We start from the raw sequence: 26,246 nt of genomic DNA, 5'->3' as shown, positions 1-26,246 counted from the left end.
GCCTCGGCCTCAGCGCGCGAAGCCGTGGGAGCCGAGCTTCACCCAGGGCTGAGGCGTCGGGGCGCCTCCGAGGGCATGTCGCGCCACGGTGGCCTGCAGGGCACGGGCGTCGGGGATGCCGAGCAGGGGGTTCTCGGCGCCCTCCTCCAGCTCCAGCAGCCCGAAGAACTCGTGGCCCTCGGGCTGGTGGAAGTACTCGAACCGCAGGCCCGGCGGTTGCTTCGCCTCGATGGCCGCGAAGGCCGCCTGGACCGCGGCCAGCACCTCGGGAACACCTTCTTCCTTCACCTTGTATCGGACCATCAGCGTCGGCATATTCGGCTCCTCGTCGCGTTCGTGTCGTTCATCGCTTCCACCGTGTTGATGAACCACGACCTCGAAAGGTGACCGGTGGGAATTTCCGCTGAATTTTCCGCGACCTTCGAGCGCGCCCGGAGTCGTCTGCGCGCGGTGGCCTTCCGCATGCTCGGCACCGCGGAGGAGGCGGATGACGCCGTGCAGGAGTGCTGGCTGCGCGCCAGCCGGGTCGACACGCACGCCATCGCCAATCCCGATGGATGGTGGACGACGGTCCTCAGTCGCGTCTGTCTGGAGATGTTGCGCGCTCGCCAGCACCGAGGCGAGACACCGGCAGACACGGAGCTGCTCGAGGAGTCCTTCGCCCAGGGCGAGACGCCGAGCCTGGAGGATGAGGCGGTGCGAGCCGAGTCCGTGGGGCTCGCGCTCCTGGTGGTGCTCGAGACGTTGGGCCCCGCCGAGCGCATCGCCTTCGTGCTGCATGACCTGTTCAGCCTGCCCTTCGAGGACATCGCCACCATCGTGGAGCGCTCGCCCGTCGCCGCGAAGAAGCTGGCGAGCCGTGCCCGGCACCGCGTGCGAGGCAGGCCGCTGGGCTCCCCAGCGGAGCTCGACCATCACCGGCAGGTCATCGAGGCGTTCCTCGCCGCCTCGCGCGCCGGTGACCTGGACGCGCTCCTCGCGGTGCTGGCCCCCGACGTCGTCCGGCGTGCGGACGCGGGAGCGCTGCGGCCCGCGACACCGGCCGAGGTACGCGGTGCCCGCCGCGTGGCCGAGGAGACCCTCACCAACACGGGCCGGGCGCGCTTCGCCCGGGTCGCGCTCATCGACGGCAAGCCCGGCATCGTCGTCGCTCCACGGGGACGGCTGCGGCTGGTCCTCGAAGTCGACATCGCGCGAGACCGCGTCGCCGCGTTCAACGTCATCAGCGAGCATGCGCACCTGCGCAGGTTGCACATCACCCTGCTCGCGCCTGGGTCCTGAGCTGCCGCGATGGAGGTCGGATGGAGCTGCGCACGCCAGGGTCGCACATATGGCCCGGCTCCTCGCGCCGCCCTCTTCACGATGAGGTCGCGGGCGCGCCTCACTCACGCCGAAGCCCGACATGACTCGCCGGCTCCTCGCGCCGACCTCTTCACGAGGAGGTCGCGAGGGCACCTCACTCATGCCGGAGCCCTCACGGGCCCAGGCGCCTTTCGCCGCCCCCTCCACGATGAGGCTGCGCGGGAGCGTCACACACGCCGGAGCCCTCACGGGCCCAGGCACCTCGCGCCAACGCCCACGGCGCGTCCTCGCGGAAGCCACGCGCACCAGCGCTCGCGAGGTCCTCGGCCCCTCGCTGAACACTCACACGCGGGCCCGTGCCTCAAACACACACGTCTGGCATAGACTGCGCGCCGTGCTCGAGCCCTCGCAGTCCGACCTCACCGCGATGGAAGTGGCGACGATGCGCGGCCTCGCCGAGCAGGCCGTGCTCGCCCAGCAGGGCGAGACCACGCTCGACGTGGAGACCCTGAGCGCCCGCCTGCGCGACGTGGCCCAACGAGGCGGGCCGCCCGAGCTGGGCGCTGTCCTGTGGGAACTGCTGAGCTCCGGCCCCCTGACGACCGTGCGCGACCGGAAGGGACGCTCCTGCCGGATGCTCGCGGTGAAGGCGCTGCTCAAGCTCAATGGCCCCGAGGCACGGCGCCTGACACCCGAGGACCTCACCTTCGGGCGCACCCCCACCCTCGCACCGCCGCGATGGGTCCTCGTCATCTCGGCCGCGCTCACCACACTGGGGGGCCTGGGCACCGTGGTCGTGAGCCTGGTCGGCCACACCATGATGAGCCTCGCCTTCCACGGCTCCCCCATCCCCCCCTTCTCCCAGTTCGTGGCAGCACTCACCGGGGGCCTGACAGCCTGGCGAGCCCTCAAGCTGGTCATCGCCCCAGAAGCGCGCCCCTCGGACCTCCGGGCGCTGCTGCTGCTCGCCGTCGCGGGCGGGCTCCTCGTCACCCTGGAGATACCCGCCAGGATGAATGGCGGGCCCAACGGCCTGCTCTCCCCCCTGCTCGCCGCGCTCCCAGCGGCCCTGACGGCCGTCTTCTTCCGCGCCTCGGGCATCCCCTTCCGAGGCAACACGTGAGCCCTCCACGCGCCGGTATTCGTCGACCCACGAAGCCGCCTGTGAGAAGGTGCCCGGGCTTCACACAACGCAAGGGTGCAGCACACCGCTGCAGGACAGTGGATGGTCGGGCCGCCATCCGAGCCGGCTGAGTCGCCGGCGAGGATGCGCCATGTCGACCCCTGTTCCTCCCCGTCCCACATCTCCGCCGGAGGCCTGGGAGCCCCTGCTCCGCCTCGTGCGCCTGGCAAGCCGCCCCCTCGAGCGCTTCCTCCACATCCAGGCCGCGAGCGGAATCCTCCTGCTGGTGGCCGCGGCCGTCGCGCTCGCCTGGGCCAACTCCCCGTGGGCGGAGAGCTACACCCGCCTCTGGCACACCCCCGTCGGCTTCCGGCTCGGCGCGTTCAGCTTCGAGCGCTCGCTGGAGTGGGTCGTCAACGACGGGTTGATGGTCATCTTCTTCTTCGTCGTCGGCATGGAGATCCGCCGCGAGGTCCACCACGGCGAGCTGTCCGAGTGGCGCCGGGCGGCGCTCCCCATCGCGGCGGCGCTCGGCGGGATGCTCGCGCCGGCCCTGCTCTACCTCGCCTTCGCGGGAGCCCCCGAGACGAAGAGCGGCTGGGGCGTCCCGATGGCGACCGACATCGCCTTCGCGCTCGGCATCCTGACGCTGCTCGGCCAGCGCGTGCCGCCCGCCCTGCGCGTGCTGCTGCTGGCCCTGGCCGTCATCGACGACCTGGGCGCCATCGTCGTCATCGCGCTCTTCTACTCCTCGGGTGTCTCGCTCGTCGGGCTGCTGACGGCCGCGCTCGGCTTCGTCGGCGTGCTCGCGATGCAGCGAGTGGGCGTGCGCTCGAAGTGGGCCTACGTCGTCCCCGCGCTCGTCGCGTGGGCGGGCATCTACGCCGCGGGCATCCACCCGACCATCGCCGGGGTCATCGTGGGGCTCATGACGCCCGTGCGCGCGTGGCTCGGCCCCCAGGGACTCCTCGTCGACGTGCGCCAGGAGCTGGAGACGCTCGGGCAACAGGCCAAGGGCGCGCACTCGCCCGAGGACCTCTCACGGGTGCTCCGGCACGTGGACGTCGCGCGGCGCGAGGCCCTGTCTCCCGCCGAGAGCCTCATCGAGTCCCTCCACCCCTGGGTGGCCTTCGGCATCATGCCGGTGTTCGCGCTCGCCAACGCGGGCGTCCAGCTCTCGGGCGGGACGCTCGGCGCCTCCGCCTGGAGCGTGGCGATGGCCGTGGCCGTGGGCCTCGTCGTGGGCAAGCCCGTGGGCGTGCTGCTCGCCATCGGCGCGACGCTGCGGCTGCGCATCGGCACGCTGCCCGCGGGGCTCACCGTGCGCCACCTCGTGGTGCTCGGCCTGGTCGCCGGCGTGGGCTTCACCATGGCGCTGTTCATCGCGCAGCTCGCCTTCACGGACCCAGGCCTGCTCGCGGGCGCGAAGCTGGGCGTGCTGGCCGCGAGCGCCTGCGCGGCGGTGCTCGCGCTGGTGCTCGGCCGGCTCCTGCTCTCGCCCGTCCCCCCGGGCAACGCGGCGAGGAGCGCGGACGAGGCGGAGAGCTCCACCGAGCTGTGAGGCTCAGCCCGGCTGCAGGAAGCGCCCCTCCACCAGGTGGTCGATGACCTCCCGGGCGGAGTGGGGGTCCAGCCGGGCCTTGCTGCCCAGGTGAGACACCGCGCTGGACACCGTGGTGGGGCGCTCGAACGCGGCGAGGGCCGCCAGCAGGATGGCCCCGTCGTCGCCCTGGACCAGCGTGGGGTCGGAGAACCTGCGCGGGTTGACGGTGGGCGCGCAGCTCAAGGTGATGCCGTCGACGGAGCGCAGGACGGTCACCTCCTCCCGCGCGACCTTCACCGGAGCCCGGTGGCTGCCCAGCCAGTCCCCCAGCGAGAAGCGCCGGGGCGAGGACGCGGTGTTGACCAGCCGCGTGCGCCCGTTGACGTCGAGGTTGCGTCGGGCGTCGCGGTGCTTCCACGCCAGCGCGTCCACCTGCTCGGAGGTGCGCTGCACCGCCGCCTCCAGCTTCGCGTCGCGGAAGCGAATCATCGGGACGGACACGTCCCCCGGCTCGCGGCGCTCGAAGAAGTCGAGGAACTCGTTGAACGTGCGCGCCTCGCTCACCATGTCGAACCGCGCGGGGTGCTCGGTGACGAGCGCGCCGGGCTGTGACTCCAGCCGCTGGTAGCCCACCACGCAGTCCTGGTCGATGATGCGCTGGACCAGCGCCAGCTCCTCGACGAGCGTGGCCTCGCTGGCGAACGGCAGCCCGCCGATGCCGGAGATTTCGACGCCCAGGTTCTTGTAGCGGCGGCAGCCCTCGATGAGCTCGAGCAGCTCCCGGTCCTTCGCGCACGGCTTGAGCAGCCCGCGGCCCATCTGCTCCAGGCGCTGCTTCTCGGAGAAGCAGCCGATGTCCACCACCATGTAGACGCGCTCGAAGGTGTTCGACAGCGCCTCGACGAGCTCCAGGCGCGGCACGCCCCACAGGAAGTACGTGCAGCAGTGGCGCGACAGGTCCACGCCCGCCCAGGTGCTGCCCAGGAACTCCGCCGAGCTCCCCGCGAAGTCGTAGCGCATCTGCCACGTCTTGCCGGCGATCTCCTGATGGTCCCTCCGCACGCTCTCCTCGGAGCGCAGGAAGGGCTTCGCCCGACCGAAGGCGGCCTTCTGGTTCCCGCGCGCGCCGCCGCAGTACAGGCAGTTCTCGCCGCAGCCCTTGCCCGGCGCCACCCAGCCGGAGAAGGAGCTCAGGTCCAGCTGGCTCAGGAACATCTCGTCGAAGTGCGAGTAGAAGACGTCCTCGGTGTTGGTGGCGCCCTGCACGTACTCGAGCGGCAGCCGGCGCGCCCGGCCGTCCGGGTCCCGCCTCACGCAGTTGGGCGGCGAGTCCTCCCCCTGGCACAGGGCCAGCAGCGGCCGCTCACCGTCCCCCAGCACCACGTGGTCGATGCAGTCGAACGCGTGCAGCTCCCGCCACCAGAAGGAGGCGGAGTTGCCGCCCACGACGACGCGGATGGACGGGTCGATCTTCCGCAGCGTCCGCGCGATGAGCAGCGCGCGGTCCACGTGGTGGAACCACTTGAGGCTGATGCCCACCAGCTTGGGGCGCACGCGTCGCACCAGGGCCTCGAACGAGCGGATGACCTCGGCCTCCGTCTCGTCGCCGTCGTACAGCCGCACGAAGGCCTCGATGCCGCCGCGTCGCAGGTAGCTCGCCAGGTAGAGGATGCCGCACGTGGCCTCCCCCATCCCGGCACCGACGAGGAGCACTGGCGAGAGCACACGACCACCACCCATGGGACACGCACCGACCTTTCCGACGAAGGCCGCCCAGCGTAGTCCATCCGGGGCGGTGGACGCGCTCCAGGTTCGAGCCTCGGAGCGGGCCCTCAGTGGCTCGGCGTGCCCGCCCGGCCGCTCAGCCTGCGCCAGGTCAGCACCATCACCCCGCTGCCCCCCGCGAAGGGCATGGGGTCGGTCCGGAGCGAGAGCTTCTCGCCCTCCACGAGGACATGCCGCCGTTGCACCACCCCCACCCAGTTCGGGAAGAGGCTCCCCTCGATGGCGTGGGACACGACGCGCGCGTCCTCGTCGACGGAGTAGGTGCCGAAGTAGAAGGCGGCCCCATCCATCGCCGCCTTCGCCTCCTGGGGCTTGCTGGCCAGCGGGTCCGGGGACTCGAAGAAGGCCCTGTCTCCGCGCATGAGCTGGACGGACATGTTCGCGTGCGCGTCGTACATCAGGCAGCCCAGCAGGTGGATTCCGAAGGGGTGGCTGCGCCGGCCATCCGGCTGCACGTACTCCATGGACACGAGCTTCCAGGTTCCCACCAGTTCATCCTTGAGCATCACGTCACCTCCATGTGGAACATCGGGAATCACGTCGCGGGTCTCAGGCGGGCACGACCTCGAGCTTGAAACGGCCCAGCCGCTGGCCCGCGTCGCTCTCCACGGTGATGACGAACCGGCCCGCCCCGTCGGAGACACAGACGATCCGCTGCGCCTGGCCCGGGTCCACCACGTCCTTGCAGGAGATGGCACAGCGGCTGATCCAGAACCTCCCGTACCCGGGGAAGTGCCCCACCAACGAGCACGCATTCGCCAGGGTCAGGGTCAGGGGACAGAGCGGACGGAGGTCGAAGTGGCCCGCGAAGTCCTCGCGAGCCAACCCCGGCAGTGACGCCCGGAGCATCCTCCCGGGCTCCATCCACTCCAGCGTCATGGGCCGAATGGGGTCCGCATACGGGCTCGGCTGCCCGGGGGACCACGAGGGCCGCGCCGACGCATCAGCGCCCTTGAGCCCCACGAACTCCTCCTCCGTCAGGACCAGCAAGGCTCCGTCCAGCTCCGCGTAGCGCTCGCCCTTGTCCGTCAGACACATCCCGCTCACCCGATAGATGGGGAACTGGTTCGAGCGGTCGATGCCCTCCAGGCGTCCCACGCACTGGAAGACCTCCGATTCGGTGGCCTCCACCGGGAACACCCGGAGTTCGGCGCGGCTGCCCAGGTAGTAGTGACGGGCCTTCACCGGGTTCGCCGCGGCGCCAATCAGGGCGCCGTGGAGGGCCATGGAGCGCAGCGTCTCGGAGAGGCTCAACAACGTCGTCTCGGCGTGACGCCGCTGCTCGGGCTTGAACCAGCCGAGCACGACATCATCCTTGACCGTCACGTCGAACGCCCTGGCATACGGCGCGGTCTCTCCAATGAGTTCGAGCAGAGGCTTCATTGCACGCGTCCCTTCCTGTCCACGCCTGACGACAGCGCGGAGCGAGCCACTCGGGCAGGTGATGAATCACGCCCGGTCGGAAACCCGATGTCTCCCTGGATGAGCACGGCACGATTCACGACCGGGCGGCTCATACATCACCACGCCCGTCCCTGACGTCAACCCGAAACACAGACGTACTCCAGGGCAACAATCACAGACAATGCGGGCGCCGACACACCCCGCATCACGCGCCCCGCCTGTGTTTCACCCGCGCCCCGCACCCGCGCCCGGGGCTCGCCCGCCAGGGCCAGTGCCCACCGGTCGACACCGGGCCTCACCGGGCCTCCAGGCGCGTCAGCACGGCTCGCGGGAATGCGCGAGCACCCGAGCACGTCGACCCTCGAGGAGCGTCACCTCGGCACCGGAGCGGCCAGGCCTCGTGGGAGCATTCCACGAGGCGGCCACGTCACGGCGAATCCGGCGCGGGGCGGAGATACGGACCGCCCCGGCAAGCCGTCACAGCCCTGCGAACGTCTCAGCCGCGGTGCTTCGCGATGAGGGCGCCCGCCGCCTTGGGGTTGCCCTGGCACTCGAGCAGCGCGCGCAGCATCAGCGGGACGACGATGGTGGCGTCCGACTCGATGACGAACATCGGCGTCGTCTCCGTCAGCTTGTCCCAGGTGATCTTCTCGTTGGGCGTGGCGCCCGAGTACGAGCCGTAGGACGTCGTCGAGTCGCTGATCTGGCAGAAGTACGCCCACGGCTTCACGGGCTTCTGCAGGTCGTACTTGATGGAGGGGACGACGCAGATGGGGAAGTCACCGGCGATGCCGCCGCCAATCTGGAAGAAGCCCACGCCCTGGCCCGCGGACAGCTCCTCGTAGCGGTCATAGAAGTCCGCCATGTACTCGATGCCGGACTTGACGATGCTCGCGCTGCACTCGCCCGACTTCACGTAGGACGCGAAGATGTTGCCGAACGTCGAGTCCTCATAGCCGGGGACCACGATGGGCAGCTTGCGCCGCGCCGCCTCGAGCAGCCAGCAGGCCTCCGGGTCTCCCTCGTACGCCGAGGGGTCCAGCATCTGGATGACCTCGTAGAAGTACTCGTGCCAGAAGCGGCGCTGGCCCTTCTCCGTCGCCGTCTTCCACATCGGGACGATGAACTTCTCCACCGCGCGGAACGCCTCGTCCTCCGGGATGCTCGTGTCCGTCACCCGGCGCATCCGCTGCTCGAGGATCTTCGTGTCGTCCTGCTTGGTGAAGTAGCGGTACTCCGGGAAGTCCTTGTACGCCGCGTGCGCGACGAGCCGGAAGAGCGACTCCTCCAGGTTGGCGCCCGTGACGGACAGGCCGTGAATCAGGCCCGAGCGGATGGCCGGCGCCAGGGTGATGCCCAGCTGCGCCGACGACATCGCGCCCGCGACGCTCCAGAACATCCGCCCCCCCGTGGAGACGTGGTCCCAGTAGGACAAGAGCGAGTCGCGCGTCGCCCGCGCGTTGAAGTTCTTGTAGTTCGCGAGGATGAACTCGAGGACGGGCAGTTCGGACGTCGACATGTAGGCCTCCAGCAACAACGGGGTCGATGCTCGGGAGGCGCCAGCCGAAGAAATGCCACCCGAGGACACCCTACGGTCGCGACGAGATGCCGCGCCGCCATCGGAGCGTCGAGTGGCTGGGCGCTAGCTAGCACAGCGGGAGCGGGCCGGCCAACTTCGTTCAACCCCGCCCCCAGGCGGGGCCCGCCCGGCCGCCTGCCCCCTTCAGATGCGCTCCACCACCCTCAGGGCGAAGCGCACGAAGCGCGCGTCGAGCGGCTCGTTGAGCATCAGCCGCTGCCACACCAGCCCGGAGAGCACGTTGACCACCAGCTCCCGGTCCGCCGGCCGCCGGTCGACGAGGCAGGCCCGGAGCTCGTCGCCGCGCGGCCGCACCAGTTGGGCGACCAGCCGCCGGTGGAGGTCCTCGTCGAACTGCGCCTCCGCCATCAGCGCGCGCAGCACCGGCGCCGCCTCCGAAGCGCCCCGGCACAGCTCCACCAGCGTGGAGGACAGGGACGGCCTGCGCGGGCCGCGCAGCCTGGGCGCCTGGCTCACCCACTCCGAGAACGCGTCCAGCACCAGCGCCCCCTTGCCGGGCCACCAGCGGTAGAGGGTCTGCTTCCCCGCACCGGCCCGCTTCGCCACGTCCCCCATGGTGACGGCCGCATAGCCCCGCTCCAGCACCAGCTCCTGCGCCGCCACCAGGATGGCCCGGCGCACGCCCTCGTCCCTCGGTCGGCCTGCACGCATGGCTTCTCTTTACGAGACTTCCTGTCTCGGAAGAAGCCGGATTACGAGACCACGGGTCTCGTTAGCCCATTTACGAGACGATGCGTTCCGAAAGTGCGTAACGCGGTGCGCACCTGCGCAAAGCGCGCGCGTTGACGCAGCGAGCAACCCTATGTACCACTGCGCGCGACCATGGCTGACAAATCAGGATTGCTGCACCGTCTGGGTAATGCGGTGCAGAGCGGAACCGGCGAGCGCCTCGACGGCAAGTCGTCCACCGTGTCGTCTGGAGACACGCGCTTCACGCCCCCCGTCTCCCCCGCGTCCCAGGACGTCGAATCCCTCGAGGGCTGGGGCTTCGAGGACACTCGCTTCGTGGTGCAACCCGATGGCAGCACGCTGCTGACGGGCACCCGCTACAACATCAGCAACGTGGCGCTGCCGGAGCTGATGCCGTGGTTCGCCGCCAAGCTGGCCTCGCCGCTGGGCTACGACAACCGCAACGAGCCCCACTACCCGCCCCAGATTCCCGAGGCGAAGAAGGACGAGGCGCTGCTCACCGCGCTGCGCGCCTTCCTGAAGGAGGACCAGCTCACCGACGACCCGAAGCAGCGGCTGCGCCGGGGCCACGGGCACACGGGCGGGGAGATCTGGGCCATCCGCTACACGAAGCTGGACCGCGTCCCGGACCTGGTGGTCTTCCCGCGCGGCCACGACGAGGTCGTGAAGCTGGTGGAGACCGCCTCGAAGCACGGCGCGTGTGTCATCCCCTTCGGCGGCGGCACCAACGTCACCGAGGCCCTGCGCATCCCGCTGTCGGAGGCGCGCCTGGTCATCGCCGTGGACATGCGGCAGATGAACCGCGTCCTCTGGATCGACACCGTCAACCGCATGGCCTGCATCGAGGCAGGGGCCACCGGCCGCCACCTGATGAGCGAGCTGGCGAAGTTCGGCTTCACCATGGGCCACGAGCCCGACAGCCTGGAGTTCTCCACGCTGGGCGGCTGGATTGCCACCAACGCCAGCGGCATGAAGAAGAACCGCTACGGCAACATCGAGGACCTGGTGCTGGACATGCGGGTCGTCACCGCCCAGGGCATCGTGGAGCGCCCGCGCCAGGCGCCGCGTGAGAGCGTGGGCGTCAACCCGCGCCAGTACATGTTCGGCAGCGAGGGCAACTTCGGCATCATCACCACGGCGGTGGTGAAGCTCTTCCCTCTGCCCGAGGTCCAGCGCTACGGCTCGGTCATCTTCCCCGACCTGGCCGCGGGCCTGGCGTTCCTCTACGAGCTGCAGCAGTCCGGCGCGGTGCCCGCCAGCGTGCGGGTGATGGACAACACCCAGTTCCACTTCGGCCAGGCGCTCAAGCCCGCCAAGCACGGGCTGGCCGCGAAGCTGAAGAGCGAGCTGGAGAAGGTCGTCGTCACCAAGCTCAAGGGCTTCGACCCGTACAAGCTCGCGGTGGCGACCATCGTGTTCGAGGGCTCGCGCGAGGAGGTCGACTTCCAGGAGAAGACGCTGTACCGCATCGCCGCGGCGCACGGCGGCATGAAGGGCGGCGGCGCCAACGGCGAGCGCGGCTACCAGCTCACCTTCGGCATCGCCTACATCCGCGACCTCACCTTCGAGCACTGGGCCATCGCGGAGAGCTTCGAGACGAGCGTGCCGTGGAGCCGCGCGCTGGAGCTCTACGAGCGCGTGCAGCGTCGGGTGGAGAAGGAGCACGCCCTGCTGAAGCTGCCCGGCAAGGTGTTCTTCACCGGCCGCCTCACCCAGGTCTACCAGACGGGCGTGGTCATCTACTTCTACCTGGGCTTCTACGCGAAGGGCGTGGAGGACCCGGTGGGCGCCTACGCGGCGCTCGAGCACGCGGCGCGCGAGGAGATCCTCGCCGCGGGCGGCTCACTGTCGCACCACCATGGCGTCGGAAAGATCCGCCGCGACTTCCTGCCGGAGGTCTACTCCGAGGGCGCGCTGGCGCTGAACCGCAAGGTGAAGGCGGCCATCGACCCGCAGAACGTCTTCGGCGCGTCGAACAGCGGCATCAACGGCCCGGTGGCGCTCACCCCGAACGAGGAGCCTCACTGATGTCCCGCCATGTCTTTCTCACCGGCGTCACCGGCTTCGTCGGCAAGGTGGTGCTGGAGGCGCTGCTGCACCAGGGCGTCGAGCGCGTCACCGTGCTGGTCCGCGAGTCCAAGGACCGTCAGGGCCGCGTGCAGTCGGCCGCGGAGCGCTTCGCCAAGGTGGCCCAGGCCGCGTGCTTCTCACGCCTGCCGGCCGGCTGGACTCAGCAGGTCGACGTGGTGAGCGGTGATCTGGAGCAGCCCGCCTGCGGCCTGTCCGCCGCGGACCGGGACGCCGTGCGCGGCGGCGTCACGCACGTGGTGCACTGCGCGGCGAGCGTGGAGTTCGACCTGCCGCTCGCGCAGGCGACGTCCGCCAACATCCGCAGCGCGCTGTCCGTGCTGGAGCTGGCGCGCGAGTGCCCCAAGGTGGTGGGCATGGTCGACGTGTCGACCGCGTACGTCAGCGTCTGGCGCCCCGGCCCCGTCGAGGAGAAGCTGGCGCACCTGCCCAAGCCCGCCTCGGAGCTCTACGAGGCGTTCCAGGTGGCGCAAGGCGACGGCCGCGAGTGGCTGACGCTCACCGGCCACCCCAACACCTATACGCTCACCAAGAGCGTCGCCGAGCACCTCATCTGCGAGCGGCGCGGCCACGTGCCCGTGGTCATCGTGCGCCCCAGCATCGTGTCGGCCGCGCACCGCGCGCCCTTCCCCGGCTGGCTCGACAGCCCGGCGGCGCTCGCCGGGTGCCTGCTGTACAGCGGCCTGGGCGTGGTGCGGGCCTTCAACGCGGACCCGTCGGTGCGCCTGGACGTGGTGCCGGTGGACGTGGTGGCCAGTGAAGTGGTGCGCGCGGTGTTCGGCCCCATGCCGGCCGAGGGTCAGCCGGTGCCCATCGTCCACGCCACCATGGGCGTGCAGCGGGCGCTGCGCATCGACATGGCGGCGGCGGCCACCATCGAGTGGTTCAAGCACCGCCCCGGCGTGGTGAAGGCGCCCGACATGTTCGTCGGCCGCAAGGACCACGGCTTCGACGCCGCGGACCTGGTGCGGCGCGAGCTGCCCGTGCAGTTGCAGAAGGCCGCCCTGACGGTGCTCGGGCAGAGCAAGGCCCTGCGCAAGCTGGTGCGCGCGGACCAGAAGGTCCAGTACCTCAACGAGGGCTTCTCGTACTTCACGCACCACACCTTCGACTTCGTGCGCTCCGCGCCGCTGGAGGTCCCCGGCTTCGAGCCGCGCGAGTACGTGCGCGTGGTGAACGAGGGCATGTACCGCCACCTGCTGTCGCGCGACGAGTCCCAGGTGTCCTTCGCCGGGCCCAAGCACGATGACGGGCGGGCGGACAGCACGTGGCTCAAGGAGCGCCCGGCCTCCAACACCACGCTCAAGGTGTTCGGCTATGCGCTGCGCAAGACGTTCCGCCACTGCACCAGCGACGTGACGTTCGACCGGCCCTCGTTCGAGCGTGCGATGGCGCAGGTGCCCCCGGGCGCGCTGGTGGTGCTGGCGCCCACGCACCGCAGCTACTTCGACTTCCTGCTCACCAGCTACCTGTGCTTCCAGCACCCGGAGCTGGGCATCTCCATGCCGCACATCGCCGCGGCGGAGGAGTTCGGCCGCATCCCGGTGGTGGGCCCCATCCTCAAGGACTCGCAGGCCTTCTTCATCAAGCGCGGCGTGGGCCGCGAGGTGCCGGAGCTGGGCGAGGAGCTGCGCCGGCTCACCGAGAAGAACGCGTCGCTCATGTTCTTCATCGAGGGCCAGCGCAGCCGCGCGCGGCTGATGCTGCCGCCCAAGCGGGGCCTCTTGCGCGCCCTGCAGAACACGGGGCGCCAGTTCGTCGTCCTGCCGGTGGCCATCTCCTACGACCGACTCCCGGAGGAGGCGTCGCTGTGCGAGGAGCTGTCGGGCAAGCCGCGCCCGAAGATGACGCTCACGGGCGTCATGTCGTGGCTGGGCCGGCTCGCGCGTGGGCAGGTGCAGCTGGGCCGCGTCCACGTGGCGTGCGGCCAGCCCCAGGCGATGGGCCCGGACACGGACGTGCGCGCGCTGAGCCACACGGTGATGGCCGAGCTGCAGCGCCACACCACGGTGAGCAGCTTCCACCTGCGCGCGTTCCTCGCCGAGCACCCGATTCCGGGCGTCGACGAGGCCTGGCTGAAGGACGCCATCGAGCGGCGGGGCGGGCGCGTCATCGCCAGCGAGCTGCCGGTGCCCTCGCCCCTGACTCCGACGCTGGCGCACTCGCTGCGCAACCAGTGGCAGAACTGGTTCGCGGGCGACGTGCTGGCGCGCCAGCCGGGCAACCCCGCGCTGGAGACGCACCTGTCGCGTTACCGCTGGTGCGCCACGCCGCTGGCGGAGATGGGCGACGCGCGCGTCGACGCGGTGGTGAAGGCGCTCTTCGAGCCCGTGGTGCGCGACTACCTGGAGGCGACGAAGGTGAGCGCGCCGTGCGAGCTGAAGGCCGTGCCGGTGGCGCACCGTCCGCACCTGGACGGCGTGGTGCAGGCACTCTTGTCGCTCGACATCGTGAAGCCCTCGGGTGACGACCTCGAGTGGGGCCCGAACGCGGCGCAGCTCGCCCAGTTCCAGCAGGCCTGCGCGTGGCGGGGCGAGGTGCAGTCGTGAAGACGCTCGTCACGGGTGCCAGCGGCTTTCTGGGGCGAAACCTGCTCGAGGTCCTGGGCGACGACGCCATTGCCCTGGTGCGCTCGCCGCTCGACGCGAAGGTTCAGCAAGTGTCCGGCACTCCGATGGAGCCCGACGCGTGGCTGTCCCAGGCGAAGGGCACGCGCGTGGTGATTCACGCGGCGGGCATGGTGCACCACAGCCGGCACCACGCCGAGGAGATGGTGCGCTTCAACATCGAGAGCTCGCTGGCGATGGTGCGCGCGGCGAAGGCGCTCGACGCGCGGATGGTGCTGGTGTCGACGTCCGGCACGGTGGGCTGCTTCCCCCACGCCACCATCGAGGCGGACGAGCACTCGCTCTACGCGGAGGGCGTCGTCGGCCGCTGGCCCTACTACCTGTCGAAGATTCGCGCCGAGGAGCAGTCGCGGAAGCTCGCGAAGCAGCTCGGCGTGGAGCTGACGGTGGTGCGGCCTCCGGTGCTGCTCGGGCCGGGCGACACGCTGGGCCGCTCGACGACCAACGTCGCGCGCGTGCTCAACGGCCGGCTGCCCTTCATCCCCGCGGGCGGCATCGCCTTCACCGACGTGCGCGACGTGGCGCACGCGCTCGCGCGGCTGGCGAAGCGCGACACCTGGCGCGACACGTACCACCTGCCCGGGACGTCCCTGCCCTTGCGCACCTTCTTCGAGCGCGTGGGTGAGGTCGCCGGCATCAAGGTGGACAAGCCCGACGTGCCCACGCTCGTCGTGCAGGGCCTGGCGAAGCTGGGCTCGAAGGTGCCGCTCAAGAAGCTGCCGGACCCCGTCGTGCTCGAGATGTCCACGTGCCACTGGGGCTTCAAGACCCTGTGGAGCCACGATGAGCTCGACTACCAGCCGCGCGCCCACCGCCAGACGCTGAGCGACACGGTGGCGTGGCTGCGACAGTCCCAGCCCCGCGCCTGACGAGACGGGCGGGACGCGCGCATCGTGTCCCGCACCGCGCCCCGTGGCAAATTGTCGCGCGGCGGCGTGCCACACTCCGGCCGCGCGAGGCCTCTGGCAAGAGGAGCGCATCATGCCCTTGCCCGCCTGCTTCTCGAGTCCCTCCCGCTTCGCCTCCTCGCTCCTGGTGGCGTCGCTGACCCTCGGTGTCCTCGCCGCCTGTGGCGATGACGCCATGCCCGAGCCCTCCGCCCTCTCCGTCGAGGAGCGCCAGCAGCTCGAGCGCCAGATTACGGAGCTGGAGGCGGAGGTCACCCGGCTGCAGGCCCAGGTGAGCCGGCAGCAGCAGGAGCAGGGGCAGGCGGAGCAGGAGAACGCGGCCCTCACCACGCAGGTGCAGACGCTGCAGACGCAGCTCGCCGAGGCCCGGGCCCTGCTGGAGTCCCAGGACTGGGATGGCGTCCTGCTCCGGCTCGACGAGGCGCGCGCGGAGGTGGAGCGACTCAAGGCCCTGCTGCTGGCCACCCAGGGCAGCCTGTCGCTCGTGGCCAGGCTCGTCTTCGGCGACCGCCCCTTCGAATTGGACCAGTCCTTCACGACCGCGGGTGGTGACACCGTCCGGTTCAGCGAGCTGCGCTACTGGCTCACCAACGTGAAGCTGCGCAAGCAGGACGGCTCGACGGTGGCGCTCGCCGACAGCTATCACCTGATGGACGTCCTGAAGGAGCAGCCGGTGGAGGGCACCGCGTCCCCCACGGTGCTCCCCGCGCGTCGGCGCGAGCAGGTCGACGTGTCGTCGGTCCCCGCGGGGACCTACACGGGCATCGAGTTCAGCGTTGGCGTGGACCCCACCCACAATGACGACCTCAGCCGGCAGGCCGGAGAGCTGCACGTCCTGTCGAACATGACGTCCGTCAGCTGGATGTGGTTCACCAGCTACATCTTCACGAAGACGAAGGGGCAGTACGTCCCCTCGGCGGGCGGCCTCGCGGACTTCGCCTGGGAGACGGGCACCAACCCGGACTACCGCACGGTGAGCCAGACCTTCCCCTCGCCCGTCACCGTCAACTCGCAGAAGCAGCTCACCGTGCGCCTGCGCGCCGACGTGGCCACGCTGTTCTCCACGCTCAGCCCCCGCACGACGGCCACCATCAACGCCAGCAACGCCGGTGCTCGCGCCACGCTGTCCGACGCCTTCCAGTCGATGTTCTCCGTGGAGACGGTGGAGAACCCGGACCGATGACTCGCGCCCGGGCGCCCTGGCTCGCGGCCCGGCTCTGCGTCTGGCTGCTGCTGGGCGCCTGTGGCGGGGCTCCAGGGGACACCCTCCCGTCCTCTCCCGAGGGGCCCCTGGGTCTCGTGCTCCCCGCGGGGTACTCCCTCCTGCCGGAGCCGGAGGACAACCGCATGACGCCCGAGGGCGTCGAGCTGGGGCGCTGGCTGTTCCACGCGCCCCAGCTGTCCGGCAACGGGCGCGTGTCGTGCGCGACCTGCCACCTCCAGCCCCATGCGTTCGCCGCCCCAGAGGCCCTCTCCACGCAAGGCGTCTCGGGCAGACCGCTGGCGCGCCACGCGCCCACCCTCATCAACCTCGCGTGGGCGGATGGCCTGTTCTGGGATGGTGGCGCGAGGAACCTCGAGTCGCTGTCACTCGCGCCCCTCACCCATCCGGACGAGATGGGACAGACGGACCTGGAGGGAATGCTGGCGACGCTCGCCGCGGACACGTCCGCCGTCCGGAGGTTCGAGCGGGCCTTCGGTCCTGGAGCGCCCACGCTCGGCCACCTGCTGCGCGCGCTGGCGCAATACCAGCGCACCCTCGTCTCCGCGCGCTCGCGCTACGACGCGTGGCGCAGGGGTGAGCCCGGCGGCTCGCTGACGGCGCACGAGCGCCGGGGGCTCGACGTCGTGCGCCAGCGCTGCGCGCCGTGCCACGAGGGAGAACTCTTCACCGACAACGCCTTCCACAACAACGGCCTGGATGCGCGCTTCGGCGAAGGCGAGGACGTGAGCCGGGGCCGGGGGCGCGTCACACTGCGGGAGGAGGACGCGGGCCGCTACAAGACGCCCACCCTGCGCAACGTCGCGGTGAGCGCGCCCTACATGCACGACGGGCGCATCGCGACGCTCGAGGACGTCCTGCGGCACTACCGACACGGCGTGACGCCCTCCTCGACGCTGGACACCGCCTTGCGGCGCGCTGGGAGCGGCGTGGGCCTCGCGCTGGACGACGAGGAGACCGCCGCGGTGCTCGCATTCCTACAGACGCTGACCGACGAGGCGTTTCTCACCGACACCTCCGTGGGTCCGAGGTAGTGAGGGGGGACTGGCCCCACACTCCGAGGAACCTCGATGAGCACCCAGCACGCCACCGCCCCTCTCTCCACTCGCGACTACATCGACCTGGAGGAGCGCTACGGAGCGCGCAACTACCGGCCGCTGGACCTGGTCATCGAACGCGGGGAGGGCTGCTGGGTCCATGACGTGGAGGGCCGCAAATACCTGGACTGCCTGAGCGCGTACTCGGCGGTGAACCAGGGCCACTGTCACCCCCGCATCCTGGAGACCCTGCGCGAGCAGGCCGCGAAGGTCACCCTCACCTCTCGCGCCTTCCGCAACGACCAGCTCCCCCACCTCTACAAGGCCCTGCGGGAGCTGTCCGGCCTGAGCCGAGCGCTGCCGATGAACACGGGCGCGGAGGCATGCGAGACGGCCATCAAGCTGGCGCGCAAGTGGGGACACACCGTCAAGGGCATCCCCGAGGACCGGGCGGAGGTCATCGTCTTCGCGAACAACTTCCACGGGCGCACCATCAGCCTCATCAGCTTCTCCACCGAGCCGAGCTACCGCCACGGCTTCGGCCCCTTCACCCCGGGCTTCACCGTGGTGCCCTACGACGACGTGGAGGCGCTGCGGAGGGCCATCACCCCCAACACCTGCGCCATCCTGATGGAGCCCATCCAGGCGGAGGCCGGGGTGCTGATTCCACGAGACGGCTACCTGAAGCAGGCGTCCGAACTGTGCCGTCAGCACCGGGTGCTGTTCATGGTGGATGAAATCCAGACGGGCCTGGGGCGCACCGGGAAGATGTTCGCCTTCCAGCACGAGGACGTGCGGCCGGACGTCATCGTGGTGGGCAAGGCGCTGTCGGGCGGCTTCTACCCCGTGTCCGCCGTCATGGCGGACGACGAGGTCATGGGCGTGCTCAAGCCCGGGCAGCACGGCAGCACCTACGGGGGCAATCCGTTGGGCTGCGCCGTGGCGCTCACCGCCCTGGACGTGTTGCGCGACGAGCGCCTGGTGGAGCGCTCCGCCGAGCTGGGCAGGACGTTCCTCGCCGCGCTCAGGACGCTGAAGAGCCGCCACGTCGTGGAGGTGCGCGGTCGGGGGCTCATGGTCGGCCTGTCCCTGGACATCCCCGCGCGCCCCGCCTGCGAGGCACTGATGAAGGAGGGGGTGCTGAGCAAGGAGACCCACGACACCGTCATCCGCCTCACGCCCCCGCTCGTCATCACCCAGGCCGAGCTCGACTGGGCCTTCGAGCGCATCAAGAAGGTCGTCGAGGCGCTGTAGCGCTCCCCGGCGCAAGGGGCTCGGGGTAGAAGGCCCTGCCCCTCGCCTCGGAGCGTCCCCGAGTGTCCCAGCGTCCCGGCCTGCTCATCGCCCTCACGTTGCTCGCGCTGCCTGGCTGCGCGGGCTCCCGCCCGTCACCTTCTACCGAGGACGCGGCGCTGGCGCGCGTGGCCGCCATCCACGGCGGCGCGGGCCCATGGGCCGTCGCGGGCTACCGCATGGGCATCCATGCGCTCCAGGCGCTGGGTCTGTCCGCTGGAAGCTTCGACGTGGAGGTGGTGCACCACAGCCCCGAGAAGGTGCAGTACGCCTGCATCGCGGATGGCGCCGCCGCGGCGACGGGCGCGAGCCTGGGCAAGCTCAACCTCACCCTCGTGCACTCGGCGCCCGCCGACGCCATCTTCACGACCTACCGCAACCGCGCCACGGGGCAGCGCCTCACGCTCAAGCCCGCGGCGAGCTTCGCCACGCGCTACCTCGACGTGCCCCGCGCGCACCTGCCGGCCGCGGGCCGGGAGGTGCTCACGCTCACGGATGCGGAGGTCTTCGAGGTCGTCGACACGGCGGACACTCCAACGCCGTGAGCCGCGCCGACGTCGCGTCCGCCGCGACTCAGCCGCCGAAGGCCTTGTCCCACTGCGTGCGGAACCAGTTCTTCGCGGCGTCCACCTTGCCGCCCCAGTTGTTCCCGTGGGGCCCGGCGATGTCGACGACGCCGTTGACGCCCCGCTCGCGCAGCGCTTCGGCGGCCTTCACCGGGTCGTCGGCCTCGCCCCACACGGACACGGTGCCCGCGGGCAGGAAGGTCTCGATGGCCTCGTCCGACAGCTTGTCGTGGCGCACCACGAAGGTGACGGGGCCGCCCAACTTCTCGGCCTGCTCGACCATCCTCCGGGCGTCGGCGGCCTTCACCTCGCCTTCGGTGGGCGGGTTGATGGCGAGGATGGCATTGGGGAAGCGCTCGCGAATCTCCGGCCCCCACTTCTCCATGGCGTCGAAGCCCAGGTTGAGCATCAGCCGGTCCTGGGGAATGCCCACCTTCTCGATTTCATCGAGGACGGCCGGCACCTGGTCGCTCTCCTTGATGTCGAGCTTGAGCCCGCGCCCGGACTCCTTCCCCATCGTCAGCCATTCATTGAGGGTGAGGTTGTCGCCGTCCTCGTGCGCCTTGTCGTGACGCATCTCCGGCGTGTCGTTGTTGATCTCCTTGCGGACATCCCCCTCGAACCAGTTGGCGTCGCTGTCGAGCGCGGCCTGGAACTCCTCCTTGGTGTTGGTGCGGTGCGCGTTGCGGGCCTCCGACAACGGCAGGTCTCCGGACCAGGTATTGCCCGCGGGTGCCGAGGACTCGGCGGCGGGCTTCGCCTCGAAGGTGTCCGCCTGGGAGTAGCCCGTGGGCTTCGCGGCGGGCTTCGCCTCGGCGGGCGGAGGTGGAGGCGGACGTCTGGGCAGTTCCACCACCGGACGACGGATACGGCCGACGGAATCGAAAGACATGGCTCGAAGCCTCCCCAGCACATTCTCGGGAATCGACGCGCGAAAGGTGCTGCGTCCATCCCGGCTGTAAGCCCGAGGAATGCCGCAGCTCGTCGACGCGGCTCGCCACTCACCGACGCCGGGTGCGCCTCACAGATGCCCCTCCCCCGGAAGCCCGCGGGAACGTCTAACCTCCCCCTGGCGCGAACCCACACCCCGCCCACTCGCGCAGGGAGAACCCTCGTGCCCCACCCCCTTCCCACCCGCCGAGCCCTCCTCGCCGGCGCCACCGCCGCGCTCGTGGTCCGCCCCGAGCTGTCGATGGCCGCGCCCGCCCCTCGCAAGAACTGGAGCCAGGACCCCGTCCGCCTCTTCTTCAACGAGAACCGCTACGGCCCCTGCGAGGGCGCCCTGCGGGTGATGCGCGAGTCGCTCCACCTCTCCAGCCGCTATGCCTCCCAGGACCGCGTCGACGCGCTCAAGCGCCTCATCGCCGAGCAGGAAGGACTGACGCCCGAGCACGTCCTGCTCACCGCGGGCGCCTTCGAGGCGCTGGTCCTCATCGCCAACGAGTTCGCCTCCGGAGGAGGCGGCGTCATCTGTCCCGACCCGTCCTTCCCCATCGTGGCCACCTACGCCGAGCGGGCCGGAGGCAAGGTCCAGCGAGTGCCCCTGGACGCCACGATGACGCACGACCTGGACGCGCTCGCGGCGCGCGTGGACGCGGGCACGAAGCTCGTCTCGGTCTGCAATCCCAACAACCCCACGGGCACCATCGTCGATTCGGGCCGGCTGCGCGCCTTCTGCGAGGCCGTGGCCCCCCGCGCCACCGTGCTGGTGGACGAGGTCTACCTCCAATACCTGGAGCCCGCGCCCGGCCTCTCCATGGTCGACCAGGTGCGCGCGGGGAAGGACGTCATCATCACCCGCTCCTTCTCCAAGATTCACGGCCTCGCCGGCATGCGCGTGGGCTACGCGCTGGCCCAGCCCGCACTCGTGAAGAAGCTCTCCGAGCGGCAGATGACGCTGCCCAACGCCCTCTCCATCGAGGCCGCGCTCGCCAGCCTCCAGGACAAGGCCTTCGTGCCGCGCATCCGCAAGCTCATCACCGACGCGCGCCGCATCACCACCAAGGCCCTGGACACGGTGGGGATGAAGTACGTGCCGGGCCACGCCAACTTCGTCTGGATGCCCCTGCCCCCGGAGCTGCTGGATTTGCCCGTGCGCTTCGCGCCCCACGGCTTCCACCTGACGACCCAGCCCACCGTGCCCATCGCGGCGGAGGCCGCGCGCCTGCGGCTGACGGTGGGCACGGTGGAGGAGATGACCGCCTTCGCCGCGCTGCTGCGCTCGATGCTCGGGCGATGAAGCAGCCAGGCGAACACGTCGGTCCGTCGTCGCTCACGGGGGCCTCTGGTACCCTGCCGCGCATGGACTCCCGCGCGGCGTCGAGGCCCTCCTTCTGGCCGATGCAGTTCGGCGGCTGGGGGCTCTACGCGCTCCTGCTCATCGTCACCTTCCTGCCCGCGGCCGCGGCCGATGGGCGGACCGTGTCACTGCTCATGGCCAAGGGCAGCCGGGCGATGTTCGGCCTGGTGCTCACATCGTTGATGCGGCTGGGCTACCAGCGGCTGTTCCCCGGCGGATTCACCCGTCAGGCCGCCTGGGCCATGGCCACCAGCGCGGTATTCGGCGTGGTGTGGATGGGCCTCGCCGAGGTGTGGGCCACGTGGCTGTATGACACGTACAACTGGCGCACCAACCGCATGATGTTCGGCAGGGCCGCGCTCGACTACGCGGTGACGCTCTTGGGCTGGAGCGGGCTGTACTTCGGAATCAAGCACGCCCAGGCGTGGCAGGACGAGCGCGAGCGGGCGCTGAAGGCGGCCACCCTGGCGCAGGAGGCGCGGCTGGCGTCACTGCGGCACCAGGTGCGTCCGCACTTCCTGTTCAACGCGCTGACGTCGGTGCGCGCGCTGATTGGCGAGGACCCGGCGCGCGCCAGGCGCATGGTGACGGAGATGGCGGACTTCCTGCGCTTCTCGCTCCAGAAGGGGGACAGCCCGCACGTGCCCCTGGAGGAGGAGCTCGCCATGGTGCGCAGCTACCTGAGCATCGAGTCGGTGCGCTTCGAGGAGAAGCTGGACGTACAGGTGTCGGTGATGCCGGGCACCGAGCGGCTCTCCGTGCCGGCGTTCCTCATCCAGCCGCTGGTGGACAACGCAGTGAAGCACGGGCTGGCGTCGGGGAAGCTGCCGGTGCGGGTGCGGCTGGGAATCACGCGGGAGCACGACGTGCTGCGCATCCTGGTGGAGAACACCGGCGTGTGGGCGCCGCCGGCTCGGGAGATGGGCCCCGAGGGCACGGGCACGGGCCTTCGCAACGTGCGCGAGCGGCTGGCCCAGCTCTACGCGGAGCGCGCGCGGCTGGAGACCTCCGAGGAGGAGGGCTGGGTGCGCGTCCGCGTGGAGCTGCCCGCCCAGGAGTGGACCCCGATTCTCGCCGAGGAGTCACATGACGCACCCGCTGCGCGCGTTGCTGGTGGATGACGAACGGCTGGCGCGCGCCGAGCTGCGCGAGATGCTGACGCCCTTCCCCCACGTGAAGGTGGTGGGCGAGGCGGACAGCGTGGCCAGCGCGCTCGCGCGAATCGACGAGCTGAAGCCGGAGCTCCTGTTCCTGGACGTGCAGATGCCGGGAGAGAGCGGGTTCGACCTGCTCGCCCGGCTGCCGGAACCTCGCCTGGAGGTCATCTTCGTGACGGCCTTCGACGCGCACGCGCTCCGGGCGTTCGAGGTCAACGCGCTCGACTACCTGCTCAAGCCCGTGCACCCGGAGCGGCTGGCCCGGACGCTGGCGCGCCTGGAGGACACGGAGAAGGACAAGCCCGCCCCCGCGCAGGGACCCTCGCGACACAAGCTGACCGAGACGGACATGCTGTTCCTGGAGAACGGCGCGAAGTCGCGCTTCGTGCGGGTGGACCAGCTGGTCTGCCTGCGCGGCGCGGGCGACTACGTGGAGCTGGTGACGGCGGATGGGACGTGCACGCTCTCGCCCCGGCCCCTGAAGGAGTGGGAGACCCGGCTGCCGGAGCGGACGTTCGCGCGCATCCACCGCTCCGCCCTGGTCAACCTGACGCTCGTCGAGCGCGTGGACCGGGGGCTCGGTGGCGGTGGCGACGTGTACCTGCGCGGCGTCGAGTCACCGCTGCCGCTCAGCCGCAGCTACGCGGCCGTGCTCAAGGAGCGCTTCGGCTGACGCCCCTGGCGCGTACGGCAGGAACTCGATGACACGCTGGACCTGCGTTGAGTCACACAGGCCGCATCACGACACGGGGCGCTGCGTCTCCGGGTCGATGACGCGGTTGCCCTTGAACCAGTCGTGCTCGCCGTAGCGGTGCTTCGCCGAGTCCACGCCGCCGTAGTTGCCGGTGACGATGTCGGCCAGGTTGCCCAGGGACTCGGAGCCCGCGCGGTAGTACTTGGAGTGGTCCTCGAAGTTGCTCTTGTCCCCGCGGTCCGTCGCCTCGGCGGTGAAGCGCTTGGCGCCGAACAGGTCCTCGGTCGGGTCCTGGCCCAGCGGGTCTCCCGGCAGGTTGCTGCCGTTGAGCCAGGAGACGAAGTCCCGGCTGGCCGAGCCGGACCAGACGTGCCCGTTGGCGAGCGGCCCGTCGTAGTCCTTCACCGACTTCGCGCTGCCGGCGCCCGGGCTGCCGATGAGCACCAGGTCATCCGCCCGCAGGCCGTTCTTGTCCGCGGCGATGGAGGCCGTGGTGCTGCCGTAGCTGTGGCCAATCACCGTCAGGTGGGGCTGGTTGCCCTCGCGGCTGGCGCGGATGCCGGCCACGTCCGCGGCGAGCAGCTTCGCGCCATTCTCCGCGGCGTTGTCGGACGCCACGTTCTGGAAGCCCGGCGCGTCGTAGCCCATCCACGCCACCGTCGCGACCTCGCCGTGCTCCTTGCCCGCGGCCTTGTGCAGGTTCAGCGCGTCGCTGGTGATGTTGTCCATGTAGTCGCGCACGTCCGAGTTGAGTCCGGGCACGCTCACCGACACGTGCTTCGCCGTGTCCAGGTTGCCAGCGACGATGGCCGCGCGCCCCTCGCCCTTGACGAAGGCGGAGTCGTAGACGAGCAGCTGCGCGGAGCCGACCTCCTTCTCCGTCCGCTCCAGCTGCTTCTGCACCGCCCGCGCGTTCTCCAGCTGGTGCTGCTTCTCCTTCGGGAGGAACTTCTCCGCGGGCTCGTCCGCGGCGCTGCCCGGACGGAGCGCGTCGCGCAGCTTGTCTCCCAGCGAGCGGTTGTCCAGGTAGTCCTTCTTGGCCTTGTCGGCCTCGGCGGTGAGCTGGGTCAGCTCGTTCTTGAGCTGCTGGCGGTTCGCGGTGTCACGCACGGAGGCGGGCAGGCCATCCAGGGAGCCGACCTTCTTCGGGTCCGAGCTGACCGCCTGCATCTGCTCCGTGGGGGACAGCTGCTTCCACCAGCCCGCGCGAGCCTTCGGGTCCGCGGGCGCGGCGTCGAGCGGGCCCTTGGCCACGGGCGAGGCCTTCTCCCCTGTCAGCCGCTCCGCGCCCACCTTCCGAGGCCCCTCGAACGCGGTGAGCGTCTGCTGGGGCTGGGGCTTCCGAGCGGCCTCCTCCTTCACCTTGGCGGCGGCTGCCTGGGCCTGGGCGGCGATTCGCGCCGCCTCCGCGCGCCTGCGGGCTGCCTCGGCTGCTCCACGGTCGACAGATGAGATGGGGGCCATGACATCGCCTCGAATGGCTGGGGGATGCCTTTATCATCGCGACGGGTAGGAATTAGTTTCCCGATGTGCGCGAAAATCAGCTGACGCACAAAGACAAACACTCCAGGACGTGGGCTCTGTCACGCAAAGACAGAAGGCCCGGGACCGCATCGACGCGGGCCACCGGGCCTTCATGGATACAGCGGGAGGACGTGCGCTACTTGTTGGGATTGTCCACGCCGTTGCTCGTCCAGACGAAGTCCTGGATGAAGCTGCCGCCGACGCCCAGGCCCCGCTCGCGCTCGACGTCGCCCACGAGCGCGTCCGGCAGGCCCTTGTCCTGGAAGGACTGGGGCACGCGCGTGCCCGACTCCAGGTGGGAGTTGTTCGTCACCTTGTATTCGAGGTTCGGCTTGCCCGTCTTCGGGTCGATGCCGGTGCACTCGATCTGCGTCCTGTACGAGCCCATGAACCACTCGAGCGCGGTGTACGGCGCGTCCTTGTTCTCCTCCGAGGTGCCGGGGCCGGTGAAGCGATACAGGGCCTTGTCGTTCGCCTCGGCGATGGCCTTCGGGTCCCCGCTGGTCGGCGGGAAGACGTCGCCCGGCTGGGGGTTGGGGTACATCTTGAAGAACTCCTCGGTCAGCTGCTGCTGGTGCGGACGGCCCGCGAGGTCCTGGGTGTACTTGTCATCGGTGATGGTGACGCGGTCGACGGTGCGGCCCTCGCCGTCCGTCGTCTTGTCCCACGTGCCCAGGTCCGCCGGCTTCTCCTCCAGCAGCCACGTGCCCCACAGCTTCGTCCAGTCGGCCTCGAGCTTCTGGCCCGTCACCGGGTCCGTGGTGCGGTTGATGGCCTCCAGGTCGACCTCGCCCAGCTTCTTGAGGCTGTCGGTGAGCGAGGCGTCCTTGCCCAGCACGACCTCGGACGTCTTGGCGAGCGCGTCCACGCCCAGCTCCGTGCCCTTGAGCAGCACGTTCGTCGCGCCGTCCGGGAGCAGCGCGTTGGCGCCGTGGTAGGCGGTCCGCAGGCCCGTCTGGAACACGTCCCGCGCCAGGTCCTTGGGGTCGGTGATGGCCTTCTTGAAGGCGTCCGCGACGGGGTTGCGCTTCACGTCCTCGAAGACGTCGCGCGAGGTGTCGACGACGGCCTTCTTCGCGTCCTGGGCCTTGTCGACGACGGTGTCCTTCACGCCCTGGGCCTTGTCGACGACGGTGTCCTTCACGTCGTCCACCGTGCGGGTCACCGTCTTCTTCACGTCGTTGAAGCTGGGGAGCCGGATGCCCATGACTGGAACCTCGGGGGGTGGGGATGAGCGGGGCGTCTGTCCGGTTATCGGCCCGGTCCCCGCAAAGGTTTCTTGTGGTGTGAGAGCACGGACTACCAGGAGCTGAGCGAGCGTTCGACCGGGCGCGCCATCGAGTCAGGGCTGTGCGAAGGTGGACGTATGGGGGCCGCTCTCCCC

22 protein-coding genes are annotated in these 26,246 nt (G+C 70.3%); 13 read left to right on the top strand and 9 right to left on the bottom strand.

Annotation, left to right across the window (positions count from 1 at the left end):
• Window positions 1-9: 9 nt before the first annotated feature.
• Entirely contained in the window at window positions 10-315 is a 306-nt protein-coding gene (locus tag AC6JA9_RS10355; protein ID WP_483577283.1) for a hypothetical protein, read from the bottom strand.
• A 75-nt stretch (window positions 316-390) separates the two neighbouring features.
• Here AC6JA9_RS10355 and AC6JA9_RS10350 point away from each other — a divergent pair, with 75 nt between their 5' ends.
• From AC6JA9_RS10350 to nhaA, 3 genes are all read left to right on the top strand, one after another.
• The gene (locus AC6JA9_RS10350) at window positions 391-1,281 is read left to right on the top strand and encodes a sigma-70 family RNA polymerase sigma factor (RefSeq protein WP_497959597.1); all 891 of its coding nucleotides are present in this window, start codon (window positions 391-393) and stop codon (window positions 1,279-1,281) included.
• Between the two features lie 415 nt (window positions 1,282-1,696).
• Complete coding sequence (locus tag AC6JA9_RS10345) at window positions 1,697-2,425, top strand: hypothetical protein (protein ID WP_483577281.1); 729 nt, start codon at window positions 1,697-1,699, stop codon at window positions 2,423-2,425.
• A gap of 151 nt (window positions 2,426-2,576) precedes the next feature.
• Window positions 2,577-3,986: a Na+/H+ antiporter NhaA gene (gene nhaA, locus AC6JA9_RS10340; RefSeq protein WP_223748010.1), complete on the top strand. Its 1,410-nt coding sequence runs from the start codon at window positions 2,577-2,579 to the stop codon at window positions 3,984-3,986.
• 3 nt (window positions 3,987-3,989) lie between these two features.
• Here the strand turns inward: nhaA and AC6JA9_RS10335 are convergent, their stop codons facing one another.
• The 5 genes from AC6JA9_RS10335 to AC6JA9_RS10315 all read right to left on the bottom strand — a co-directional run bounded on the left by AC6JA9_RS10335 (window position 3,990) and on the right by AC6JA9_RS10315 (window position 9,408).
• On the bottom strand, window positions 3,990-5,708 hold the full coding sequence (locus AC6JA9_RS10335) for a B12-binding domain-containing radical SAM protein (protein WP_223748009.1): 1,719 nt from the start codon (window positions 5,706-5,708) through the stop codon (window positions 3,990-3,992).
• A gap of 92 nt (window positions 5,709-5,800) precedes the next feature.
• The gene (locus AC6JA9_RS10330; protein WP_223748008.1) at window positions 5,801-6,259 is read right to left on the bottom strand and encodes a lipocalin-like domain-containing protein; all 459 of its coding nucleotides are present in this window, start codon (window positions 6,257-6,259) and stop codon (window positions 5,801-5,803) included.
• 43 nt (window positions 6,260-6,302) lie between these two features.
• Window positions 6,303-7,136, bottom strand: coding sequence for a hypothetical protein (locus AC6JA9_RS10325; RefSeq protein WP_223784622.1), 834 nt, complete (start codon window positions 7,134-7,136; stop codon window positions 6,303-6,305).
• A 517-nt stretch (window positions 7,137-7,653) separates the two neighbouring features.
• Window positions 7,654-8,676 (bottom strand): deoxyhypusine synthase family protein, encoded by a 1,023-nt coding sequence (locus AC6JA9_RS10320; RefSeq protein WP_046711849.1) that lies wholly within the window; start codon window positions 8,674-8,676, stop codon window positions 7,654-7,656.
• A 204-nt stretch (window positions 8,677-8,880) separates the two neighbouring features.
• Window positions 8,881-9,408 (bottom strand): TetR/AcrR family transcriptional regulator, encoded by a 528-nt coding sequence (locus tag AC6JA9_RS10315; protein WP_223748006.1) that lies wholly within the window; start codon window positions 9,406-9,408, stop codon window positions 8,881-8,883.
• A 171-nt stretch (window positions 9,409-9,579) separates the two neighbouring features.
• Here AC6JA9_RS10315 and AC6JA9_RS10310 point away from each other — a divergent pair, with 171 nt between their 5' ends.
• The 7 genes from AC6JA9_RS10310 to AC6JA9_RS10280 all read left to right on the top strand — a co-directional run bounded on the left by AC6JA9_RS10310 (window position 9,580) and on the right by AC6JA9_RS10280 (window position 19,167).
• Window positions 9,580-11,475, top strand: coding sequence for an FAD-binding oxidoreductase (locus AC6JA9_RS10310; RefSeq protein WP_497959596.1), 1,896 nt, complete (start codon window positions 9,580-9,582; stop codon window positions 11,473-11,475).
• Window positions 11,475-14,084 (top strand): SDR family oxidoreductase, encoded by a 2,610-nt coding sequence (locus AC6JA9_RS10305; protein WP_483577279.1) that lies wholly within the window; start codon window positions 11,475-11,477, stop codon window positions 14,082-14,084. The genes AC6JA9_RS10310 and AC6JA9_RS10305 overlap by 1 nt, the downstream gene beginning before the upstream one ends.
• Window positions 14,081-15,031 (top strand): NAD-dependent epimerase/dehydratase family protein, encoded by a 951-nt coding sequence (locus AC6JA9_RS10300; protein WP_426747662.1) that lies wholly within the window; start codon window positions 14,081-14,083, stop codon window positions 15,029-15,031. The genes AC6JA9_RS10305 and AC6JA9_RS10300 overlap by 4 nt, the downstream gene beginning before the upstream one ends.
• A 112-nt stretch (window positions 15,032-15,143) precedes the next feature.
• Window positions 15,144-16,253, top strand: a complete 1,110-nt coding sequence (locus tag AC6JA9_RS10295; RefSeq protein ID WP_408891382.1) for an MbnP family protein — start codon at window positions 15,144-15,146, stop codon at window positions 16,251-16,253.
• Complete coding sequence (locus tag AC6JA9_RS10290) at window positions 16,250-17,326, top strand: cytochrome-c peroxidase (RefSeq protein ID WP_408891383.1); 1,077 nt, start codon at window positions 16,250-16,252, stop codon at window positions 17,324-17,326. Before AC6JA9_RS10295 ends, AC6JA9_RS10290 begins: the two co-directional genes overlap by 4 nt.
• Before the next feature lie 36 nt (window positions 17,327-17,362).
• On the top strand, window positions 17,363-18,583 hold the full coding sequence (gene rocD / locus AC6JA9_RS10285) for an ornithine--oxo-acid transaminase (RefSeq protein ID WP_408891384.1): 1,221 nt from the start codon (window positions 17,363-17,365) through the stop codon (window positions 18,581-18,583).
• A gap of 62 nt (window positions 18,584-18,645) precedes the next feature.
• Window positions 18,646-19,167: an FmdE family protein gene (locus tag AC6JA9_RS10280; RefSeq protein WP_408891385.1), complete on the top strand. Its 522-nt coding sequence runs from the start codon at window positions 18,646-18,648 to the stop codon at window positions 19,165-19,167.
• A 28-nt stretch (window positions 19,168-19,195) separates the two neighbouring features.
• Here AC6JA9_RS10280 and AC6JA9_RS10275 read toward each other — a convergent pair whose 3' ends face one another.
• Window positions 19,196-20,080, bottom strand: a complete 885-nt coding sequence (locus AC6JA9_RS10275; RefSeq protein ID WP_497959595.1) for an FAM151A/B family protein — start codon at window positions 20,078-20,080, stop codon at window positions 19,196-19,198.
• 222 nt (window positions 20,081-20,302) lie between these two features.
• Between AC6JA9_RS10275 and AC6JA9_RS10270 the strand changes: the two genes are divergently transcribed.
• Genes AC6JA9_RS10270 through AC6JA9_RS10260 form a run of 3 tightly spaced genes read left to right on the top strand, consistent with a single transcriptional unit; the run spans window position 20,303 to window position 23,317 of the window.
• Entirely contained in the window at window positions 20,303-21,427 is a 1,125-nt protein-coding gene (locus AC6JA9_RS10270; protein WP_223784616.1) for a pyridoxal phosphate-dependent aminotransferase, read from the top strand.
• The gene (locus AC6JA9_RS10265) at window positions 21,424-22,608 is read left to right on the top strand and encodes a sensor histidine kinase (RefSeq protein WP_223784615.1); all 1,185 of its coding nucleotides are present in this window, start codon (window positions 21,424-21,426) and stop codon (window positions 22,606-22,608) included. The genes AC6JA9_RS10270 and AC6JA9_RS10265 overlap by 4 nt, the downstream gene beginning before the upstream one ends.
• Window positions 22,574-23,317 carry a LytR/AlgR family response regulator transcription factor gene (locus AC6JA9_RS10260; RefSeq protein ID WP_483577277.1) on the top strand — a complete coding sequence of 248 codons (744 nt, stop codon included), beginning with the start codon at window positions 22,574-22,576 and terminating at the stop codon, window positions 23,315-23,317. Before AC6JA9_RS10265 ends, AC6JA9_RS10260 begins: the two co-directional genes overlap by 35 nt.
• Window positions 23,318-23,383: 66 nt before the next feature.
• Here AC6JA9_RS10260 and AC6JA9_RS10255 read toward each other — a convergent pair whose 3' ends face one another.
• Both AC6JA9_RS10255 and AC6JA9_RS10250 read right to left on the bottom strand, forming a co-directional pair.
• Window positions 23,384-24,802, bottom strand: coding sequence for an alpha/beta hydrolase (locus AC6JA9_RS10255; protein WP_267697440.1), 1,419 nt, complete (start codon window positions 24,800-24,802; stop codon window positions 23,384-23,386).
• 196 nt (window positions 24,803-24,998) lie between these two features.
• Window positions 24,999-26,069 (bottom strand): hypothetical protein, encoded by a 1,071-nt coding sequence (locus AC6JA9_RS10250; protein ID WP_267697441.1) that lies wholly within the window; start codon window positions 26,067-26,069, stop codon window positions 24,999-25,001.
• Window positions 26,070-26,246 lie beyond the last annotated feature (177 nt).

Source organism: Myxococcus sp. MH1, from assembly GCF_059738865.1.
Note: the sequence above shows the minus strand (reverse complement) of the source record. Positions and strands in the feature narration are given on the sequence as shown.

Excerpts from the sequence above, each read along its gene's own strand:
- AC6JA9_RS10355 (WP_483577283.1), bottom strand. The coding sequence starts at position 315 with ATGCCGACGCTGATGGTCCGATACAAGGTGAAGGAAGAAGGTGTTCCC.
- nhaA (WP_223748010.1), top strand. The coding sequence starts at position 2,577 with ATGTCGACCCCTGTTCCTCCCCGTCCCACATCTCCGCCGGAGGCCTGG.
- AC6JA9_RS10335 (WP_223748009.1), bottom strand. The coding sequence starts at position 5,708 with ATGGGTGGTGGTCGTGTGCTCTCGCCAGTGCTCCTCGTCGGTGCCGGG.
- AC6JA9_RS10330 (WP_223748008.1), bottom strand. The coding sequence starts at position 6,259 with ATGCTCAAGGATGAACTGGTGGGAACCTGGAAGCTCGTGTCCATGGAG.
- AC6JA9_RS10325 (WP_223784622.1), bottom strand. The coding sequence starts at position 7,136 with ATGAAGCCTCTGCTCGAACTCATTGGAGAGACCGCGCCGTATGCCAGG.
- AC6JA9_RS10320 (WP_046711849.1), bottom strand. The coding sequence starts at position 8,676 with ATGTCGACGTCCGAACTGCCCGTCCTCGAGTTCATCCTCGCGAACTAC.
- AC6JA9_RS10315 (WP_223748006.1), bottom strand. The coding sequence starts at position 9,408 with ATGCGTGCAGGCCGACCGAGGGACGAGGGCGTGCGCCGGGCCATCCTG.
- AC6JA9_RS10310 (WP_497959596.1), top strand. The coding sequence starts at position 9,580 with ATGGCTGACAAATCAGGATTGCTGCACCGTCTGGGTAATGCGGTGCAG.
- AC6JA9_RS10305 (WP_483577279.1), top strand. The coding sequence starts at position 11,475 with ATGTCCCGCCATGTCTTTCTCACCGGCGTCACCGGCTTCGTCGGCAAG.
- AC6JA9_RS10295 (WP_408891382.1), top strand. The coding sequence starts at position 15,144 with ATGCCCTTGCCCGCCTGCTTCTCGAGTCCCTCCCGCTTCGCCTCCTCG.
- AC6JA9_RS10290 (WP_408891383.1), top strand. The coding sequence starts at position 16,250 with ATGACTCGCGCCCGGGCGCCCTGGCTCGCGGCCCGGCTCTGCGTCTGG.
- rocD (WP_408891384.1), top strand. The coding sequence starts at position 17,363 with ATGAGCACCCAGCACGCCACCGCCCCTCTCTCCACTCGCGACTACATC.
- AC6JA9_RS10275 (WP_497959595.1), bottom strand. The coding sequence starts at position 20,080 with ATGTCTTTCGATTCCGTCGGCCGTATCCGTCGTCCGGTGGTGGAACTG.
- AC6JA9_RS10265 (WP_223784615.1), top strand. The coding sequence starts at position 21,424 with ATGAAGCAGCCAGGCGAACACGTCGGTCCGTCGTCGCTCACGGGGGCC.
- AC6JA9_RS10260 (WP_483577277.1), top strand. The coding sequence starts at position 22,574 with ATGACGCACCCGCTGCGCGCGTTGCTGGTGGATGACGAACGGCTGGCG.
- AC6JA9_RS10255 (WP_267697440.1), bottom strand. The coding sequence starts at position 24,802 with ATGGCCCCCATCTCATCTGTCGACCGTGGAGCAGCCGAGGCAGCCCGC.
- AC6JA9_RS10250 (WP_267697441.1), bottom strand. The coding sequence starts at position 26,069 with ATGGGCATCCGGCTCCCCAGCTTCAACGACGTGAAGAAGACGGTGACC.